The sequence below is a fragment of the Streptomyces sp. CC224B genome, assembly GCF_030010595.1.
GTDB classification, from domain to species: Bacteria; Actinomycetota; Actinomycetes; order Streptomycetales; family Streptomycetaceae; genus Streptomyces; species Streptomyces longispororuber.
In genome coordinates this window covers 12,454-30,973 of the sequence record NZ_JASCXL010000112.1, presented here as the reverse complement: position 1 = coordinate 30,973, position 18,520 = coordinate 12,454, and the positions used below count along the sequence as shown (strand labels likewise).

The window sequence follows — 18,520 nt, the reverse complement described above, 5'->3', positions numbered from 1 at the left end:
GCCCCCCCCCGGGCCCCCCCCCCCCCCCCCCCCGCCCCCCCGCCCCCCCCCCCCGGGCCCCCCCCCCCCCCCCCCGGTGGGGGCGCGGCACCGGTGTGTCGTTCGGCCGTACCGTCAGGCGGTGGCGCTCCGGGGTGTGGCCCCGGCCTACGGCAGCGGCGTGCCGCCCGTGGCGTTGACGATCTCCGCCGTGATGTAGCTGGCCTCCGCCGACGCGAGGAAGACGTACGCCGGGGCCATCTCGGCGGGCTGCGCGGCCCGGCCGAGCGGGGACTGCGCGCCGAACTTCTCGGTGTCCGGCAGCGTCGCCGGGATGAGCGGGGTCCACACCGGTCCCGGCGCGACCGCGTTGACCCGGATGCCGCGCTCGGCCAGCATCCCGGCCAGCCCCTGCGTGAAGGTGACGATGGCGCCCTTGGTGGTGGCGTAGTCCAGCAGGTGCGGGCTCGGCTGGTACGCCTGCACCGAGGTGGTGTTGATGATGCTGCCGCCCCGAGGGATGTGCGGCAGCGCCATCTTGGACAGCCAGAACATGCCGTAGAGGTTGGTGCGCAGCACCCGGTCGAACTGCTCCGTGGTGATGTCCTCGATGCCACCGGACTGCGCCATCTGGTACGCGGCGTTGTTCACCAGGATGTCGATCGTGCCGAACTCCTGGTGCGCCCGGTCCACCAGGGCGCGGCAGGCCTCCTCCTCACGGATGTCGCAGGGCACGGCCACGGCCCGCCGCCCGGCGTCCGTCACGAGCCGCGAGGTCTCCTCGGCCTCGTGCTTCTCCTCCGGCAGGTAGGTGAAGGCGACGTCGGCGCCCTCGCGGGCGAAGGCCAGGGCGACCGCGCGGCCGATGCCCGAGTCGCCGCCCGTGATGAGCGCGTGCCGCCCCTCCAGACGGCCGCTGCCCCGGTAGGAGGACTCGCCGTGGTCGGGGCGGGGCTCCATGCGCTCGGTGTCGCCGGGGTGCTCCTGGTCCTGCTGCGGGAACTCCGGCCGCGGGTACTGGTCGGTGGGGTCCGGCGGTCGACGGTCGGTCATACGGCAACTCCTCAGTGAGTCGGGTGAGAGTCGGGCGAGGTGAGCGCGCGCCGCTGTGTCGGCGCAGCTCACGCCCCGTGTGCCCGGCGCCTGACGGGGGAAACGGCGGGTGACGCCGCCGGGAGGGCGCACTCCGCATACCGCTCATACAGGACATAAAGCAATCACACCCGAAGGCGGCACGCCGCGCACGTCACCCGCCCCGCCCGGCCGCCAGCCCCGCCCTGCCCTCCCGCCTCGGCCACTCCCGCGCGCCCGCCGCGAAATGAGCGTCCCGGGCCGACCCGCTCCAGGCCGACCCGGGACTCGAAGAGAACCGACCGCCGCCGCGAGCAGGTCACCTACCCGGCGGACGGCGGCGGTCGGCTCCGTCAGGACTTGGCGAGCTGTCGCAGGTCGACGGTCTCGCCGGACGCGGGCCTCTGCGGGCGCACGTCCTTGTCGTAGTCGCTGAACGTGGCGGAGCTGGGCTCGTCGCCGCCCTCCGTCGTGGTGCGCAGGATGTACGGCTCACCCTTGGTGGCGACGTACAGCGTCAGCTTCTCGCCGGCCGCCGTCTTCTTGGTGAGCTTGATGGCCTCCTGGCCGCCCACCGTGGTCGTGTCGCCCTTCCGCATGCCCTTGCGCTCGGACTTGTCCTCGTCCAGCGCCTTCATCAGGCTCTGCTTGTCGCACATGCCCTTGGTGACGGAGTCCTCGGCGGGCACCTTGACCCATTTGTCCTTCAGCTTGGGCAGCAGCTTCGCCGCACCCGGCTTGCCCTTGAGGGAGTTCTTCCAGTACTGGTCGTCACCGCGCAGGTAGAACGCGTCGCCGACGTGCCGTACGTCGGCCCGCGCACCCTGCGTCTGCAGGGTGCCGTCACAATTCTTCCGCTCGTCGACGGCGAGGTCGAGGCTCAGCGCCTTGCCGTCGGCCTGCCGCATGTCGCCCTTGACGCGCAGGGACGTGGCCTGCTTCGTGGCCGCGACGGCCTTGCCGGCGATCTGGTCGGCGCTCTGCCCGGAGAACGGCTTGTCCGAGCCGCCGCCCGAGTCGTTCCCGTCGTCTCCGCAGCCCGCCAGGAGCGCACCCGACAGGCCGGCAACGGTCATCGCAGCGAGCAGTCTGCTTCCACGCATGGTGAGTGATTCCCCTCCCAGGAACGCCCGGCGGCGTTCCGCTCGGTGAACGGCCCGGAGTCGGCCGCTGGTGATGCCGGGTACCCGGGATTCGCCATCGTGCACGTACGCGATGATGGCCAATCAGATCCGGCCACACACAAGGCAGTTGACATGCCTGAGACCCTGCCGGACGCGGGCTCCTGTGGCCCGCGTCCGGCAGGGCCTCTTCAGTCGTCCGACCGGACCCGGCCGGACCCGGCGGAGCGCCCCTCAGTGGTGGGAGTGCGGACGCCGGTGGGGCGGCTGGTCCGGTGCGGGGCGGGGCTTGAGCTCCGGGATCTCCCGGCTGCGCGACTCCTCGGGGCTGAGGGTCAGCGGCTCGTCGTAGTGCTTGATGGTCAGCTCGGGGCCGTCCATGAGCGTGTACGTCACCGCCGTCGCGTGCACCTCCACGCGCAGGCACCGGCCGAGCACCTGGAGCTTGAAGGCGATCCGGCTCAGCCGCTCCGGCAGCCGCGGGGTGAACTCCAGCGTGCCCCCGCGGCGGCGCATCCCGCCGAACCCGGCGACCAGCGCCATCCACGTCCCGGCCAGGGAGGCGATGTGCAGCCCGTCGCGGGTGTTGTTCTCCAGGTCCTCCAGGTCCATCAGCGCCGCCTCCACCAGGTAGTCGAAGGCGAGCGGCAGATGGCCGGCGCGGGCGGCGACGACCGCCTGGATGCACGCGGACAGGGACGAGTCGCGGACGGTGAGCGGCTCGTAGTAGGCGAAGTTGCGCGCCAGGTGCTCCTCGTCGAAGAAGTCGGCGCAGGTGTACATCGCGAGCACCAGGTCCGCCTGTTTCACGACCTGCTTGCGGTACAGGTCGAAGTACGGGAAGTGCAGCATCAGCGGGTACTGGTCGGGGCGGGTGGCCGCGAAGTCCCAGTGCTGGTGGCGGGTGAACCCGGCGTGCTGCTCGTGCACGCCGAGCTCGGCGCTGTACGGGACGTGCATGGCCTCCGCGGCGTCCCGCCACGCCGCGGACTCCTCCTCGTCGACGCCGAGTTCGGCGGCCCGCTCGGGGTGGGCCTCGGCGAAGCCGGCCGCCGCGAGCAGGTTGGAGCGCGCCATCAGGTTGGTGTACGTGTTGTCGTCGGCGATCGCGCTGTACTCGTCCGGGCCCGTCACGCCGTCGATGTGGAACGCGCCGTGCGCGTCGTGGTGGCCCAGCGACCGCCACAGCCGGGCCGTCTCCACCAGGAGCTCGCCCCCGGCCTCCCGCTCGAACTGCTCGTCCCCGGTGACGTCGACGTAGCGCACCACGGCGTCCGCGATGTCGGCGTTGACGTGGAACGCCGCCGTGCCCGCCGGCCAGTACGCCGACCCCTCCGCGCCGTCGATCGTGCGCCAGGGGAACGCCGCCCCGCGCAGGCCCAGTTGGCGCGCCCGCTCCCGCGCGGCCGGCAGCGTCGAGTGCCGCCAGCGCAGCGCCTCGGCGACCGCGTCCGGCGCGGTGTACGTCAGCAGCGGCAGCACGAACATCTCGCTGTCCCAGAAGGCGTGGCCGTCGTAGCCGGAGCCGGTCAGCCCCTTCGCCGGGATCGCGCGCCGCTCCGCCCGCGCACCCGCCTGCAGGACGTGGAAGAGCGCGAACCGGACCGCCTGCTGGATCTCCTCCGCGCCGTCGACCTCGACGTCCGCGCGCGCCCAGAAGGCGTCCAGATAGGCCCGCTGGTCCTCCACCAGGCCCTTCCAGCCGGTGTCGGTGGCCGCCGCGAGGGCCGCGTCCACCTGGTCGCTCACGGCGGGCAGCGAGCGCGTGCTCGACCAGCCGTACGCCACGAACTTCTCCAGGCGCAGCCGCTGGCCCGGTTCGAGTACGGAGGTGACGGTGAGCCGGGCGACGTCGTCACCGGCCTCGCCGCCCCACCGGGTCCGGTCGGGCCCGTCGACGGTGTGGTCGGCGGCCGCGCCCACCCGCAGCCCGGTGCCCCGGGTGCGGTGGACCAGGCGCAGCCGGCCGTCCCGCGCGAAGTGCTCCTCGGGCGCCAGCGGCGAGTCCAGGACGGCCGAGGCGCGGGGGTCCCGCGACGACCGGGGCAGCTGCTCGTTGGCCACCAGCTCCGACTGCACCACGACGCGCACCTCGCTGTCGACGGCCTCCACCTCGTAGGCGATGGCGGCCACCGAACGCTGCGTGAAGGACACCAGGCGGGTGGAGCGCACCCGCACGGTGCGCCCGGCCGGCGAGGTCCACTCGCAGGTGCGCCGCAGCACCCCCTCGCGCAGGTCGAGGACGCGCTCGTGGGACACCAGGCGGCCGTAGCGCATGTCGAAGGGCTCGTCGTCCACGAGCAGGCGGAGGACCTTGCCGTTGGTCACGTTGATGGCCGTCTGGCCGCACTCCGGATAGCCGTAGCCGGCCTCCGCGTAGGGCAGCGGATGGCTCTCGTGGACACCGTTGAGGTAGGAGCCGGGCAGGCCGTGCGGCTCGCCCTCGTCGACGTTGCCGCGCCAGCCGATGTGGCCGTTGGACAGGGCGAACACCGACTCGCTCTGCGGCAGCACGTCGAGGTTCAGGACGTTCTCGCGCAGGCACCAGGGGTCGACGCCGTACGAGGCGTGCGTGATCATGCCTCACCCCCCAGCTCCGCCAGGTCCCGCACCACCCGGTCCGCGCCGTGCGCCCGCAGGGCGTCCGCCTGGCCGACGCGGTCGACGCCGACGACGTAGCCGAAGTGACCCGAGCGCCCGGCGTCCATGCCGGCCAGCGCGTCCTCGAAGACCGCCGCCGCCCCCGGGTCGACGCCGAGGTCCTTCGCCGCGGCGAGGAAGGTGTCGGGCCGCGGCTTGCCCGGCAGTTGCCGCTCGGCCGCGACGACGCCGTCGATCCGTACGTCGAACAGGGACTCCGCGTCGATGGAGCGCAGCACGTCGCGGCAGTTGGCGCTGGACGAGACGACCGCCGTGCGCAGCCCCGCGGCCCGTACGGCCTTCAGATAGCGCAGGGTGCCGTCGTAGGCCTCGACACCACCGGTGCGGATCTTCTCCAGGAGGATCTCGTTCTTGCGGTTGCCGACGCCGTGGACCGTGGGCCGGTCCGGGGGGTCGTCGGGCCGCCCCTCGGGCAGCTCGATGCCGCGGGAGGCGAGGAAGTCGCGCACGCCGTCGGCGCGCGGCTTGCCGTCGACGTACTCGTCGTACTCGGCGGACGCGTCGAAGGGCTGGAAGCCGTCGCCCTCCCGCTCGCGCAGGAAGGCGTCGAAGGCCTCCTTCCAGGCGGCCGCGTGGACGACGGCCGTCTTGGTGATGACGCCGTCCAGATCGAAGAGACAGGCCCGGATGGTCCCTGGCAGGCCGAGCTGTGTGAGGTGGGCTCCGTGTGTCGTCATGCAGGGCACCTTCCCCGTCAGGCAGTGGTCAACAAGGTGATGTGCGCGACCGGCCCCGCCGGAACCCGCCCGGCACGGCCGCCGCCGGGGCACGCGCGGCGCGACCCCGCCGGATCACTCGCCGCGGCGCAGCGGCCCCCAGGAGCCGGTCTGCCGGGCCACCTCGGCGCGTGCCTCCTCGATCATCTTCGGGTCGATCCACGCCAGCGGCTCGACCTCCTGGACGAGCGGCTCGTTGTCGGGCCCCCGGCCCTTCTCCCGGCCCAGCAGCACCCACGGACGCACCCCGTCGCCCTTCTCGCGGGGCAGGTGCGAGTAGTCGTGCAGGCGCCGCGCCACCCACAGCTCGACGGGCCGGTCCTCCCACCAGTGCTCGACGTGGAGCGGGTTGGCGGAGAGCCCGGGCATATGGGTGCCGGTGAGGTCGTCCCTGCTCCGGGCCGCGCGGAGGTCCTTGGCGGGGCCGCGGGACCAGCGCACGTACAGGTTCGGGTGCCGTTCGACCAGACGGGCGAGTTCCGTGAGGCTGTGCAGGACCGGCAGGTCGCCCGAGGTGCTCATGCGGCCGTCACACTCCTTGCGGTCGGGGCTGCGTGCGGCGGCGCCGGGGGCCCCGCGCGGGGGCGCCCCGGCGCACGCGCCGGGGCGCGTCCCGACGTCGTTCGTCGCGTATGTTCCAGTATCCGGCTTCCCCGTCCGGCCGGGTCCTCTCCCCGCCCCGCACGGGGCGCCGGAGGAAGGCCCCGGCCGGGGGGCCGGAGGAAGGCCCCGGCCGGGAGGGCCGGAGGAGCCTCCGTGGCTACAGCCAGTCCCGTGGGACCGTCTCGTTCCACGTACGGGAGAACACCCGTTTCCCGTTCTCGTAGCCGTCCAGCGTGGCGTCGACACGGAAGTCGGTCTCGTCGCAGCTCAGCACGGTGCGCGTCTCCACGCGCACGTCCCAGTCGTCACGGCGGAAGCTCATCGTCCACGCCGACTCGCCGCTCGCCGAGGTGAAGTCGTCGGCCGTCGAGGTGTAGCGCTCATAGGCACGGCGGCCCACGTCGAGCCCGATGTCGTCGATGCGGACCAGGCCGCGGTCCTTGACGATCTCCAGCTCGGCCGCGTAGTCGACCAGGTCACGGGTGACCCGCCAGCGCTGCTCGGGGGCGGTGAGCTGGGTGCTGGTCAGGGGCCTGGTGCCCTCCGGCTCCCCGAAGGGCTCCTGCGGCAGGTCGTCCGGCAGGCCCGCGGGCCGCACCGGCAGGGTCAGGGCGGACCCCTCGTGCACCGTCAGGAGCACCGGCCTCGGCGGCGGCCAGGCCAGCGGCCAGTAGGACGTGGACAGGGACAGCCGGATGCGGTGGCCAGCCGGGAAGGACTGGGCGACGCCGTTGAGCTGGACGGTGACCCGGTAGCGGCGGCCGGGCTCCAGCGGCTGCGGGGCGTCCTCGTGGCCGTCGCGGCGGGTGAGGTTCAGCAGCCCGTACGTGACCCGGGTGGCGCTGCCGCGCGGGCTCACGTCGGACAGCCGGACCGCGACCATCGCGACCGGCTCGGTGGCGGACACCTCGAGCTCGACCGTCGGCGCGCCCAGGATCTCCACGGGCTCCGCCAGCGGTCCGGTCTCGAAGACCAGGGAGCCGCCGTCCTCCTCGCGCTGGTCGTAGGGCAGGTCGGGCGGGGCGTTGTAGGACGCCCACTTCCCGGCGAACTGGCCCACGGACAGCGGCGACTGGACGGTCATCCCGCCCTGGGCGCCCGTCTGCCCGCCCGCCGACCCGTCCGCCGGTTCACCCGCCGACCCGTTCGCCGGTCCGGCCGCCGGTGCGCCCACCGACCCGTCCGCCGCTCCGTCCGTCGGTGTGCCCGGCCCGTCCGGGGCGTCGTCGCAGCCCACGCCCGCAGCGGCCTCCTCGGTCAGCCCGGCCCGGGACAGCCCGTAGCGCACGGGCGTGAGCCGCGGCGACGGCCACGTGGGCTCGGCGACCCAGCGGCCGGGGCGCTCCTCGTACGAGGTGGAGGGCGGCACGCTGTCCTGCATCCAGGCGCGCAGCATGGGCCCGTCCATGACGCCGTTGTCGATGCCCTTCAGCCAGTGGTCCCACCAGCGCACGACCTCCTGGAGGTAGCCGATGGCGGGCCCCGGCTCGCCCAGGTGCGGGAACTTGTGCGACCAGGGCCCGATGAGCCCCTTGCGCGGTACGTCGAGGCGGCCCAGGAGCCGCGTGACGGCGTTGGAGTAGCCGTCCGCCCAGCCGCTGGAGGCGAGCACCGGGCAGCGCACCGCCGCGTAGTCCTCGCACACCGACGCGTGCCGCCAGTAGTCGTCGCGGCGCTGGTGGCGGAGCCATTCGAGGACCCAGGGCCGGGTCCCTTCGAGGCGCTCGTGCCACATCTCGCGCCACCGGGGGCCCACCACGGCCGGGTCGGGCGGGCAGGTGCCGTACGCGAACATGGTGCCCGCCTCGGCGAGGTTGTCCGAGAGCAGGGCCCCGCCCATGTAGTGCATGTCGTCGGCGTACCGGTCGTCGGTGAAGGACGAGATGACGATGGCGCCCAGGCTCGGCGGCCGCCGGGCGGCGACCTGGAGGGCGGCGAACGCGCCCCAGGAGAGACCCATCATGCCGGTGGTGCCGTCGCACCAGGGCTGGTCGGCGAGCCAGGCCAGGACGTCCTCGGCGTCGGCCTGCTCGCGCTCCAGGTACTCGTCGCGCAGCACGCCCTCGGAGTCGCCGGTGCCGCGCAGGTCCACCCGGACGCAGGCGTAGCCGTGACCGGCCATGTAGGGGTGGTGGATCGCGTCGCGCTCGGCCGTCAGATCGCGCTTGCGGTACGGGATGTACTCCAGGATCGCCGGCACGGGCTCGCTGTCGGACGAGACGGGCCGCCAGACGCGGGCGGACAGCCGGGTGCCGTCGGACGTGGGGATGGTGACGTGGTCGTCGGTCTTCGTCTCGTACGGAAGGTTGCTCACATAACGCATGAGCGGTGTCGCTCCTTAGGAGTCTCGCGGGGCCGGGCCGGCGGGCCCGTACCCGCGCACGGCGGCGGGGGCGCGGGCCGTTTTGGGGCCGCCCGCCGCCGACGGTTCAGGTGCACGGTGCCGCGGCCGCCGGCGGCCGAGGGGGCTCGGTGCCGCGGCGGCCGTCGGTTCAGGGGTGCTTCGTGCCGCGGCCGCCGGGGGTCGTCTCGTCGAAGGTCAGGCCCAGTGCCGCCACGCACTTGTCGTACTTCTCCCTGAGCTCCTCCTCGCTGTCGCCCCCGGTGAAGACGTGCGCCAACTCGTAGCTGTAGCTGTCCTGTTGGGGCAGGTCGGACAGCCGCTGGCCCTCCTCGGGCGTGACGTCGACGCGGACGCCGGGGATGCTCTTCTCGATGCGCTCGACCTCCTCGCGCGCGGGCACGTGGTGCACGGTGGCGTCGGCGAACCAGCGGTGGTACCACTTGGCCGCCAGCTGGTAGGGGCCCTCGCGGTGGGGGAGCCGCGGGTCCTCGCCGAGGGCGAGGCTGAGCATGCAGTGGTGGTTGGGCACGCCGTCGACGTAGGCGAACATCTCCGCGTGCGACTGGGAGTGGCGGGGGTTGATCTCCAGGATGTTGACGGCGTCGGTGCCCGGGTCGTAGAAGAACTCGATGCTGAAGGTCGCCCAGTTCATCCCGATCCGGCGTATCACGCGCTCCGATATGTCCCGCAGCCGCCGCTGCACCGGCTCCGGCAGCCCGGAGGGGTACTGGTGGCGCAGGAAGCAGGAGGTCTCCGGGTAGTTGATGGAGTCCAGGACGCCGTACACCGTGACCTCGGAGTCGTGCACGTACCCCTCCACCGCGACCTGCACACCGGTGAGGGCCTCCTCGGCCAGGCACACCCGCCCGCCGACGTCGGCCATCTCGGGCGGCAGGTCGAGCCGTTCCAGGATGTGCTCGAAGGGCTTGCCCACCCGGTCGATGCCTTCGCGGATACGCGCGACGGCGTCGGCGAACTCGCCCTCGTCCTTCACCCCGTAGGCGAGTTCGGAGGAGTACGACAGCGCGGGCTTGAGCCACATCGGGAAGCGCACGCCCTCCGGCGGGCGCGGCTCGTCGGCGTCCAGGTCGACGCGGCCGAAGCGGGGGTGGGCGTCGGTGACCTGCTGCTGCTCCAGGCGGCTCCAGTACTTGTGCTCGCACTTGACGACGGACTCCAGGCTGGTGGAGCGGGTGCCGTAGCGCTCGCCGAGGATCGGCACGAGCGTGCTGACGGGGAAGTCCCAGTAGCCGACGATCGCGTCGATCGTCCCGTCGAAGTCGTCCAGGACGCGTTCGGCCTTGGCGATGAGGTCCGGCACGGAGACCTCGCCGTGCTGGAGCTCCTCGATGGTCAGGAGCGGGTGGAAGCGGTAGCGGTGCGCGTCGGGCACCGCGGACAGGGTGGGCATGTTGGCCTCGTCGAGACCGAGGACGAAGACGTTGTGTGTCACGAACTTTTCCCCAGGTGTTGGCGGCGGATGGCCGAAAACCGGCACGACGGCCGGTGATGAGGTCCCTGGGTACCCGTGACCTCTCGCCTCAACCCTGGGTGGCCCCCGCGTTTCACCTGGTCCGCGCCGGGCACCCGCGGGGACGACGCCCCGCGGGCCCGGCACGTACGGTGCGACGGCCGCGGCCGGAAGTAGACGACCGAGGTCAGAAGAAGCGGCGGACGAACACGTCGGGCTTGCCGTTGGTGTCGCCGGGGACGATGCCGTCGGCCGCGGACTGGACGACGACGTCACGCCCGCCTGCGCTGACGGAGTCGACCTCGGCCGTGGCGGGCTGGCCGGAGACGGCCTCGTCGGCGCCCGTGCGGAGGTCGCGCAGGACGAGCGACGGCCCGCTCGTGCCGTGCGGGGCGTACAGCAGGTAGCGGCCGGTGGGGTCGACGGCCACGCCCTTCACGTTCGGGACCCGTTGGGCGGTGCCCGTGCCGACGTCGTGGACGTAGGTGTCGGAGCCCGAGAGGTACACGACCTTGCCGCCGTCGTCGCTGAGCTGGACGAGCGACGCGTACGTGTCCGGGCCCTCCAGCGGGCCCGACGTGGTACCGGTGGCCCGGTCCCACAGGTGGACGCCCTCCTTCTGGTACGAGAGGTCCTGGTACGCGACGTAGCGGCCGTCACCGCTGATCGACGGCCGGGCCGGAGCCCCGCTGCCGAGGTGGGCGATGGTCTGGTAACCGCCCTCGCGGTCCGCGACCAGGACCCGCCGGTTGTGCGAGATGTAGTCCACGACGCCGAAGGCGAGGTAGCGGCCGTCCGCACTCAGCGACGGCTCGTTGCAGCGGCCGCAACTGAAGGGGAGGATGCCCAGGTCCACCGAGTGCTGTCGGATCCGCTGAGTGCTCATCCCCTGCGCCGGAGTGGTGGCGGCGACCTGTCGCCCGTCGCCGCTGATCGCCGGGGTCCACCCCTCGACGATGGGCTCGGTCCTGGTCCGCCCCGCGGACCGGTCGCGGACGTACACCTCGTCGCCGCCCGGGCCCCCGACGTTCTTCAGCGACCTGAAGACGATGCTGCGGCCGTCGGGGGTGATCGAGGCGGCGCCGTAGCCTTCGTCGGTCGCGACGCTGATCCTCTCGACACCGACGTCGAGTCCCTCCACCGCCGCGACCGTCGGCGCCGGTGTGGCTGCTGCCGGTGTGGCTGCTACGGCTGCTGCGGTGTCGGTGGCGGCCGTGGCGGCTGTGAGCGCCGCGGCCGTGACCGCGCAGACCACGACCGCCGCGCTCAGGGCGGCCCGCACACGTCTAGTGGTGCCGCGGCGCTTGATTCCCCTCATGTTCCCCCCAAGGCACGTCATGACAGATGAGTCACGACAGGTACGTCACGACAGGTACGTGACGACGGATGAGTGACGGCCCCTCTCCGGAGCTCCCCTGAAGGGCCTTCAGGCATGCAACCGCGGTGGCGTTGCCGGGTCAACGCGTCACCTGACGCATGCGCGACATCCCGTCACCTCACCCGGGCCCTGCCGACACCCTGCGCATGGTCAGGCTCCGGTGCCGACCCCTTCTTCCTTCCGGCGGCGGGCAGGGCAATGAGCAGCACAGCGGCTCCGAGGAGCGCGATCACCGCGATCCAGCCCGCGCCGACGTGCATGGCGTGGATGAACGCGTCGTCAGCAGCCCGAGCGAGAGCGGGCCGGTGTGTGGCGGCGGCGACGTGACGGGCCTGTTCGGCGGAGACCCGCGCCTGCTCCCGCACCGGACCGGGTGCACCCGCCAGCGAAGGCTCGATCGCACGGCGGTACACGATCGACATGATCGTGCCGCCTACCGCGATCCCGATGACGCTGCCGGTCTGGCGCACGGTGTTGGTGACGGCCGATCCCGCTCCGGCCTGGTCCAACGGCAGGTCGCTGACCAACGCGGCCGTCACGGGGCCGATCACCATGCCGATCGAGAGGCCCTGCACCAGCAGCAGGACCTCGATCCAGACGAGGGGAGTGTGGAGCCCGAGGAATACGTACCCGCCCATGCTCAGCGCCGCCACGGTGAAAGCCGGCACGGTGACCACGCGGAGCGGCAGGCGGCGCACCAGGCGTGTGGCGAGGGGCGCCCCCGCGAGCGCGCCCAGGGCGGTCGGGATATTGGCCAGGCCCGCCTTCATCGGTGAGAACCCGAGCGCCCCTTGCAGGTAGAAAGCACTGTAGAAAGTGATGGCGGCCACCCCGAAAAGCAGCAGTCCGAGGGCCGCGTTGCCGCCACCGAACGCGCGTTGCGCGAGCAGCCGCGGATTGAAGCTGGGCACCTTGGCGCGCAGCTCGACGAGGACGAAAACGGCCAGCAGAACCAGACCGGCGACGACAGGCGCCCAGACGTCGGTACGACCCCACGCCGTGACCTGCCCTGCCCGGATCAGCCCGTAAGCCAACGCCACCAGCCCGCCGATCGACAGCAGCATTCCGGCGGGGTCCAGCGGCCGCCGAGCAGGGCTGCGGAAATTCGGAACGAGCACGGCGAGCCCGATCAGCGCCAGTACCGTGACCGGGACATTGATCAGAAAGACCGAGCCCCACCAGAAATGGTCGAGCAGGAAACCCGCCAGCACCGGACCGGCGGCCATTCCGACACCGGCCGACGTCGAGAAGATGCCGATCGCGGCAGCCCGCTCGGGGCCGGTGAAGGTCCACATGAGAAGGGCCATCATGGCGGGCGTGATCAGCGCGCTGCCGACCCCCATCGCGGCCCGCGCGGCAATGAGCTGGCCCGCACCGCCGGCGTACGCCGCCCACAGCGAGGACCCGGCGAAGATCACCAACCCACCGGAGAACACGGTCCGGTGGCCGAACCGATCGCCCAGCGCGCCCGCGGTGAACATCAGGGTGGCAAAGGCCAGCGTGTACGAACCGGTCGCCCACTGCAGCTCACCGGGATCGGCCCCCAGCCCGCGGTCCGGGTCCGCGAGGGTCTCCAGGGTGGTACTCAGAACGGTGTTGTCCAGCCAAATCAGCAGCGAACACAACATGAGAACGGCAAGAATCAACTGCTGCCGGACCTTCGGCAACGTTGGCGGCGTGGTCATGAACACCTTCGGATAAGAGGCGGCGAAAATCTGGACCGCTGGACCATAAGCAAACTCAAGAACGCCGTCAAGCTCGGAATTTCTCCGCAAGGCTGTTGCGTGTGGACGACTCTTATGCCCTCTGCCGCATTTGCGGACCGAGTAATTTTGTGCCCTCGGGTGCATGCGCGAGTTACCGGAATTCGTCCCCTGCCGAGACTTGCGGCTGAGCGGATTTCATGCCCGCCGGTGCGCCTGCTTCACGCCAAGGAATCCGACCGATCCCGGTCGGCCCTCCTCCGGCAGCCACCGTCGGCAGCCGTCCGCCGGCACCCCGGCCACAGCCGCAACCACCGCCCCGGAAACTGCAGTGCCTGAGGCGCGCGGTCCCCCGGAAACACGAAAGGCAAGGAGAGAGTTCTCCTTGCCATGCTCAACTTATAGCGCACCGGGGGGCTTGCCACAAGGCCCCCGCCAGGGCGGAGAATCGGCGGCCGTACCTGACGACCTGCGGAAACGAGGAACGCGAACGTGTGTGTGCGGTGGTCGACGTGTGGGGGAGCGGCGGCGCGGTGGTCCTGGGAGGCGGCGCGATGAACGAGCAGTACGTGGTGGACCTCGGGGAGGTCGCCGGGGCCCACGTCGCGGTGGTCGGCGGCAAGGCGGCGCACCTGGGGGAGCTGTCGCGGATCGAGGGGATCCGGGTGCCGGCCGGCTTCTGCGTGACGACGGACGCCTTCCGGCAGGCCGTGGCCCAGGTGCCGTCGCTCGACGAACAGCTCGACGAGCTGTCGCGGGTCGACCCGGACGACCGGGAGGCGATCCGCACGCTCAGTGCCCGGCTCCGCCGTGCCGTCGAGAAGACCGCCGTCCCGGACGGCGTCGTGGAGGCGGTCACCCGCGCCCTCACCCGCTTCGGCGAGCACGCCGCCTACGCCGTCCGCTCCAGCGCCACGGCGGAGGACCTGCCGACGGCGTCCTTCGCCGGACAGCAGGACACGTACCTGAACGTCGTAGGCCCGGAGGCGGTCCTGGAGCACGTGAGCCGGTGCTGGGCCTCGCTGTTCACCGAACGGGCCGTCACCTACCGGCTCAGGCAGGGCATCGGCCACCGCGCCGTGCACATGGCCGTGGTCGTGCAGCGGATGGTCTTCCCCGAGGCGTCCGGCATCCTGTTCACGGCCGACCCCGTCACCGGCCACCGGAGGACCGCCACCGTGGACGCCGGGTTCGGCCTCGGCGAGGCCCTGGTCTCCGGACTGGTGAACCCGGACCGCTTCACGGTGCGGGACGGCGAGATCGTCGACAGGACGATCGCCGCCAAACAGCGCGCCGTCCACGCCCTGCCGACCGGCGGCACCCGGGACGTCGTCGTCGACGCGCGGCAGCAGGAGCAGCCGGCGCTGACGGACGCCCAGGTCGTACGGCTCGTACAGCTCGGGCGGCGGATCGAGGCGCACTTCGGCCGCCCCCAGGACATCGAATGGTGCCTGGACGGCGACGGCTTCCACATCGTGCAGAGCCGGCCCGTCACCACGCTGTTCCCCGTCCCCGAGGCCGACGACCAGGAGAACCACGTCTACGTCTCCGTCGGGCACCAGCAGATGATGACCGACGCCATGAAGCCCCTCGGCCTCTCACTGTGGCGGAGGACGGCCATGGTGCCGATGCACGAGGCCGGCGGGCGGCTGTTCGTGGACGTCACCGCGCGCCTGGCCGCACCCGCGAGCCGCGACCCCCTCCTCGACCTGCTGGAGCGCGGCGACCCGTTGATCGCGGACGCGCTGCGGACGCTCCTCGACCGCGGCGACTTCATCCCCTCGCTCCCCGGCACAGGACCCGGCGGGCCACCGGCCGGAGGCGGCGCCCCCGCCCCGGTCGACACCGATCCGGCCCTGGTCACCGAGCTGGTCCGGCGCAGCGAGACGTCCGTCGCCGCGCTGGAACGCGACATCCGTACGCAGACCGGGCCGGAGCTGTTCGACTTCCTGCTTGAGGCCTTCGAGGAGCACAAACGCGTCCTGAGCGACCCGCTGAGCATGCAGGTGCTCATGGCGGGCATGGAGGCCACCTGGTGGCTCAACGACCACCTGCGGGACTGGCTGGGGGAGAAGAACGCGGCCGACACGCTCACGCTGTCCGCCCCCGGCAACATCACCTCGGAGATGGGCCTCGCGCTGCTGGACGTCGCGGACGCCGTCCGCCCGCATCCGGAGGTGGTGGCGTTCCTGCAGGGCGTCGAGGACGACGACTTCCTCGACGACCTGGCGGAACTCCCCGGCGGACCCGAAGCGCGCGACGCCGTCGAGAGCTACCTCGACCGCTACGGGGTGCGCTGCGTCGGCGAGATCGACATCACGCGGCCGCGCTGGCGGGAACAGCCCGCCGCCCTCGTGCCCGCGATCCTCGACAACGTCCGCAACTTCCCGCCGGGCGCCGCCGGGCGGCGTTTCGAGGAGGGCCGGCAGAAGGCGCTGCGGAAGGAACAGGACGTGCTGTCCCGCCTGCGGGCCCTGCCGGACGGGGAGCGGAGGGCCGCCGAGACCAAGCGGATGATCGACCGGGTGCGCACCTTCATCGGCTACCGGGAGTACCCGAAGTACGGCATCGTCAGCCGCTACTTCGTCTACCGGCGGGCCCTGCTCGCCGAGGCCGAACGGCTCGTGCGGGCCGGCGTGCTCACCGAGCGGGAGGACGCCTTCTTCCTCACCTTCGAGGAACTGCACGAGGCCGCGCGCTCGCACCGGGCGGACGCCGAGCTGATCCGGCGGCGCAAGGACGCGTTCCACGCGTACCAGGCGCTGACCCCGCCCCGGGTGCTCACCTCGGACGGTGAGACCCTCAACGGGGCGTACCGACGCGACGACGCCCCGGCCGGCGCCCTGTTGGGCCTGCCGGTCTCCGCCGGGACCGTCGAAGGGCGGGCCCGCGTGATCCTGGACATCGCGCGGGCCGATCTCGAAGAGGGCGACATCCTGGTCACGGCCTACACGGACCCGAGCTGGTCGCCGCTGTTCGTCGGCATCAAGGGCCTGGTGACGGAGGTGGGCGGCCTGATGACCCACGGCGCGGTCATCGCCCGGGAGTACGGCCTGCCGGCGGTCGTGGGCGTGGACCGGGCCACCCGCCTGATCCGGGACGGCCGGCGCATCCGCGTCCACGGCACCGACGGCTACGTCGAACTGCTCTCCTGACCGGTGGCGGCCCGGGAGACCGCACCGGCACCGCCCTCGTCCGGCGCCGGCACCCGTGTCCCGACCTTTGGGGCCGCCACGGCGCGCCCGGCGCCCACCCACGGCAAGCGGTGCCCTGGGTGGGCGCCCGGCGCGCCGCGACGCGTCACGCCGTCCGTACGCGCAGGCCGGACCGCGAGCCGTCCCGGTGACTGCCCTCACCGTCCTGGGCGTTCAGGTGGTACACGTTGAACGCCCGGCGGATGACGGGCTGGGCCACGTTGCGGACCGGTACGCCGCCGCTGGTCATGCCGTGCTCGGTGCCCGCGTGGGCGTGGCCGTGGAGGGCGAGGTCCGCGCCCGCCGTGTCGATGGCCTCGGCCAGCAGATAGCTGCCGAGAAAGGGATAGATCTCCGGCGGCTCACCGGCGAGCGTCTCCGGTACGGGGGAGAAGTGCGTCAGCGCGACGCGGGTCCCGCACCCCTCCTCGGCCAGCTCCTCCAGGGACGTCCGCAGCCCGTCGGCGCAGCGCCGGGTGTACCGGATGAAGTCCTTCATCATCCGCTCGCCGAACTCGCTGCCGCTGCGCCCCACGAACCCGCCGCCGAAGCCCTTGGTGCCGGCGACGCCCACGCGTTCGCCACCGACCTCCAGGACCGTCGCCTGCCCTTCGAGCACGTGCACGCCCGCGTCCCGCAGCACGGCGGTGACCTCCTCCGGCCGCTCGTCGTGGTGGTCGTGGTTGCCGAGCACGGCGACGACCGGCACGGCGAGCCCGGACACCTCCTCGGCGACGACGCGCGCCTCCTCCACGGTGCCGTGCCGGGTCAGGTCCCCGGCCAGGAGCAGCAGGTCCGCGCAGTCGGGCAGGGTGTCGAAGGCGGGCCTGAGGAGGCCCGCGCTGTCGGGTCCGAGGTGGATGTCCCCCACGGCGGCGACGCGGATCATGACACTTCCTCCGGGTGGTCGGGGGCCGCTGTCCCGGCCACGATGACGTCGTACCGGACGGTCAGGCCGACGAGTTCCTCGTTCACGGTGCGCAGCAGCTCCTCGCGGCAGTGGGTGGTCGGCACGGTCCCGGTGACCACCACGCAGGCGCCGCGCGCCTCGACGCGCACGCCCAGTTCGGCCGGCTCCTCCGCCGCGAGCCGCTCGCGCAGGTGGGCGATGCGGTACTCGATGTTCTGCTCGCTCGGGGCACCCCGCGTGTTGCCCGCGTTCTGGGTGTGCTGCCGCGCTGTGTCGTGGCCGGTCATCGGTGTCCTCCGGGTGGTGGGCCCGCGGGCGGCGGTGTCCCCCGGGACGGTCCCTCCGAGGGGCCCGTCCGCGCCGGGGCCTGCTCCGTCCGCGGTGCGATGATCGCCAGCCGCTCCAGCAGGAACAGGAACGCGGCCGGCATGGGCTGCTCGCCCCACTCGCGGCGGATGCCCTCCCAGTCGACCTTCTCGCGCAGCAGCCGCGCGATCGGCAGGACGGCACCGAAGTCGCAGTGGTGCTCGGAGAAGGCGCCGAGCAGACTGCGCAGCAGGTCGGTCGGGGCGAGGACGGGCATGGCCACCGAGTCCACCCTCAGCTCGTGGGCCCTGCCCAGGAGGTCCGAGGAGACCGGCTGGCCGGCCAGGCGGTAGATGAGGTCGATGTCCTGCCCCAGGCACTTGGCCTTCAGGAGCCAGTCCTCGGGGGGCGTGTAGACCTTCAGACCGGCCTCCGCCAGCGTGGCGGCGACGGTTTCGGCGTCCTCCGGCTTGATGCAGAAGTCGGCGTCGTGCTGGAGGTTGCCCGTGCCGCCGTGCGCGTAGACGGCCACGCTGCCCGCGAGGGCGAAGTCGTGCCCGTGCCGCTTGAGGAGGGCGGCGACCTGTTTGGTGGCCTCCAGGATGGCCTGGTTGCGGTCGGGCGGGAGCTCCGAGGGGGCCCGTTCGTGCCGGTGGCTCGCCTCGGACAGCGGTCCCGTCACCGCGCGCAGGTCCGGGACGTCGCCCGGCGCGTCCCGCACGGCGTCCTCCGAGTGGTGTGTCACTGCTCCTCCGTGGTCACCGGGGAGGCGGACGCGGACCCCGGGAGGGGCCCGGGCGCCGGTCCCGGCTCGGGATACGGATCGGGCCGGGGCGTCGGGGGCACCGGGTCGGGCCCGGGCCGCGGCGGCGCCGGGGGCACGGGGTCGGGACCGGGGGCGGGCACGGGGCCCGGTGCCGGTCCGGGCGAGGGAGGCGTGGGACCGGGTGCCGGGGTGGGGCTGGGCGGCGTCGGGTCGTTGGGTGGCGTACTCATCGGCCTCCTTCCGGGACGGGCTGACGGCCCGTGTGCGTACCTCGGGGCGGCCCCAGGGACTGGCCTT

Annotated in this window: 13 protein-coding genes; 1 reads left to right on the top strand and 12 read right to left on the bottom strand. The window is 72.7% G+C overall.

Translation table 11 applies throughout. From position 1 onward, the window contains the following. Window positions 1-147: 147 nt before the first annotated feature. The 9 genes from QK440_RS32890 to QK440_RS32850 form a co-directional block, all read right to left on the bottom strand. Window positions 148-1,032, bottom strand: coding sequence for an SDR family oxidoreductase (locus QK440_RS32890; protein ID WP_282796901.1), 885 nt, complete (start codon window positions 1,030-1,032; stop codon window positions 148-150). A gap of 371 nt (window positions 1,033-1,403) precedes the next feature. Then, window positions 1,404-2,153 carry a hypothetical protein gene (locus QK440_RS32885; protein ID WP_282796900.1) on the bottom strand — a complete coding sequence of 250 codons (750 nt, stop codon included), beginning with the start codon at window positions 2,151-2,153 and terminating at the stop codon, window positions 1,404-1,406. Window positions 2,154-2,405: 252 nt separating this feature from the next. After that, window positions 2,406-4,751 carry a glycosyl hydrolase family 65 protein gene (locus tag QK440_RS32880; RefSeq protein WP_282796899.1) on the bottom strand — a complete coding sequence of 782 codons (2,346 nt, stop codon included), beginning with the start codon at window positions 4,749-4,751 and terminating at the stop codon, window positions 2,406-2,408. Then, on the bottom strand, window positions 4,748-5,509 hold the full coding sequence (locus tag QK440_RS32875; RefSeq protein ID WP_282796898.1) for a beta-phosphoglucomutase family hydrolase: 762 nt from the start codon (window positions 5,507-5,509) through the stop codon (window positions 4,748-4,750). Before QK440_RS32875 ends, QK440_RS32880 begins: the two co-directional genes overlap by 4 nt. A gap of 114 nt (window positions 5,510-5,623) precedes the next feature. Continuing rightward, window positions 5,624-6,070: a DUF6098 family protein gene (locus QK440_RS32870; RefSeq protein ID WP_282796897.1), complete on the bottom strand. Its 447-nt coding sequence runs from the start codon at window positions 6,068-6,070 to the stop codon at window positions 5,624-5,626. A 238-nt stretch (window positions 6,071-6,308) separates the two neighbouring features. Further along, window positions 6,309-8,474: a CocE/NonD family hydrolase gene (locus QK440_RS32865; protein ID WP_282796896.1), complete on the bottom strand. Its 2,166-nt coding sequence runs from the start codon at window positions 8,472-8,474 to the stop codon at window positions 6,309-6,311. A gap of 169 nt (window positions 8,475-8,643) precedes the next feature. After that, the gene (locus QK440_RS32860; RefSeq protein WP_282796903.1) at window positions 8,644-9,906 is read right to left on the bottom strand and encodes an ATP-grasp domain-containing protein; all 1,263 of its coding nucleotides are present in this window, start codon (window positions 9,904-9,906) and stop codon (window positions 8,644-8,646) included. A 247-nt stretch (window positions 9,907-10,153) separates the two neighbouring features. Then, a complete protein-coding gene (locus QK440_RS32855; RefSeq protein WP_282796895.1) occupies window positions 10,154-11,284 on the bottom strand; it encodes a hypothetical protein in 1,131 nt (376 codons plus the stop codon). A gap of 173 nt (window positions 11,285-11,457) precedes the next feature. Beyond that, on the bottom strand, window positions 11,458-13,029 hold the full coding sequence (locus tag QK440_RS32850) for an MFS transporter (protein ID WP_282796894.1): 1,572 nt from the start codon (window positions 13,027-13,029) through the stop codon (window positions 11,458-11,460). Window positions 13,030-13,601: 572 nt separating this feature from the next. Between QK440_RS32850 and rph the strand changes: the two genes are divergently transcribed. Beyond that, window positions 13,602-16,202, top strand: a complete 2,601-nt coding sequence (gene rph, locus QK440_RS32845) for a rifamycin-inactivating phosphotransferase (RefSeq protein WP_282796893.1) — start codon at window positions 13,602-13,604, stop codon at window positions 16,200-16,202. Window positions 16,203-16,347: 145 nt separating this feature from the next. On the opposite strand, the gene QK440_RS32840 is transcribed toward rph, so the two are convergent. The 3 genes from QK440_RS32840 to QK440_RS32830 are packed head-to-tail and all read right to left on the bottom strand — an operon-like array spanning window position 16,348 to window position 18,139. Further along, entirely contained in the window at window positions 16,348-17,130 is a 783-nt protein-coding gene (locus tag QK440_RS32840; RefSeq protein WP_282796892.1) for a metallophosphoesterase, read from the bottom strand. Further along, window positions 17,127-17,438: a hypothetical protein gene (locus QK440_RS32835; protein ID WP_282796891.1), complete on the bottom strand. Its 312-nt coding sequence runs from the start codon at window positions 17,436-17,438 to the stop codon at window positions 17,127-17,129. Before QK440_RS32835 ends, QK440_RS32840 begins: the two co-directional genes overlap by 4 nt. Next, complete coding sequence (locus QK440_RS32830) at window positions 17,435-18,139, bottom strand: nucleotidyltransferase family protein (protein WP_282796902.1); 705 nt, start codon at window positions 18,137-18,139, stop codon at window positions 17,435-17,437. The genes QK440_RS32835 and QK440_RS32830 overlap by 4 nt, the downstream gene beginning before the upstream one ends. Window positions 18,140-18,520 lie beyond the last annotated feature (381 nt).

Coding starts and splice junctions, on each gene's coding strand:
- QK440_RS32890 (WP_282796901.1), bottom strand. CDS start 1,032: ATGACCGACCGTCGACCGCCGGACCCCACCGACCAGTACCCGCGGCCG.
- QK440_RS32840 (WP_282796892.1), bottom strand. CDS start 17,130: ATGATCCGCGTCGCCGCCGTGGGGGACATCCACCTCGGACCCGACAGC.
- QK440_RS32850 (WP_282796894.1), bottom strand. CDS start 13,029: ATGACCACGCCGCCAACGTTGCCGAAGGTCCGGCAGCAGTTGATTCTT.
- rph (WP_282796893.1), top strand. CDS start 13,602: ATGAACGAGCAGTACGTGGTGGACCTCGGGGAGGTCGCCGGGGCCCAC.
- QK440_RS32865 (WP_282796896.1), bottom strand. CDS start 8,474: ATGCGTTATGTGAGCAACCTTCCGTACGAGACGAAGACCGACGACCAC.
- QK440_RS32870 (WP_282796897.1), bottom strand. CDS start 6,070: ATGAGCACCTCGGGCGACCTGCCGGTCCTGCACAGCCTCACGGAACTC.
- QK440_RS32855 (WP_282796895.1), bottom strand. CDS start 11,284: ATGAGGGGAATCAAGCGCCGCGGCACCACTAGACGTGTGCGGGCCGCC.
- QK440_RS32835 (WP_282796891.1), bottom strand. CDS start 17,438: ATGACCGGCCACGACACAGCGCGGCAGCACACCCAGAACGCGGGCAAC.
- QK440_RS32880 (WP_282796899.1), bottom strand. CDS start 4,751: ATGATCACGCACGCCTCGTACGGCGTCGACCCCTGGTGCCTGCGCGAG.
- QK440_RS32885 (WP_282796900.1), bottom strand. CDS start 2,153: ATGCGTGGAAGCAGACTGCTCGCTGCGATGACCGTTGCCGGCCTGTCG.
- QK440_RS32860 (WP_282796903.1), bottom strand. CDS start 9,906: ATGCCCACCCTGTCCGCGGTGCCCGACGCGCACCGCTACCGCTTCCAC.
- QK440_RS32875 (WP_282796898.1), bottom strand. CDS start 5,509: ATGACGACACACGGAGCCCACCTCACACAGCTCGGCCTGCCAGGGACC.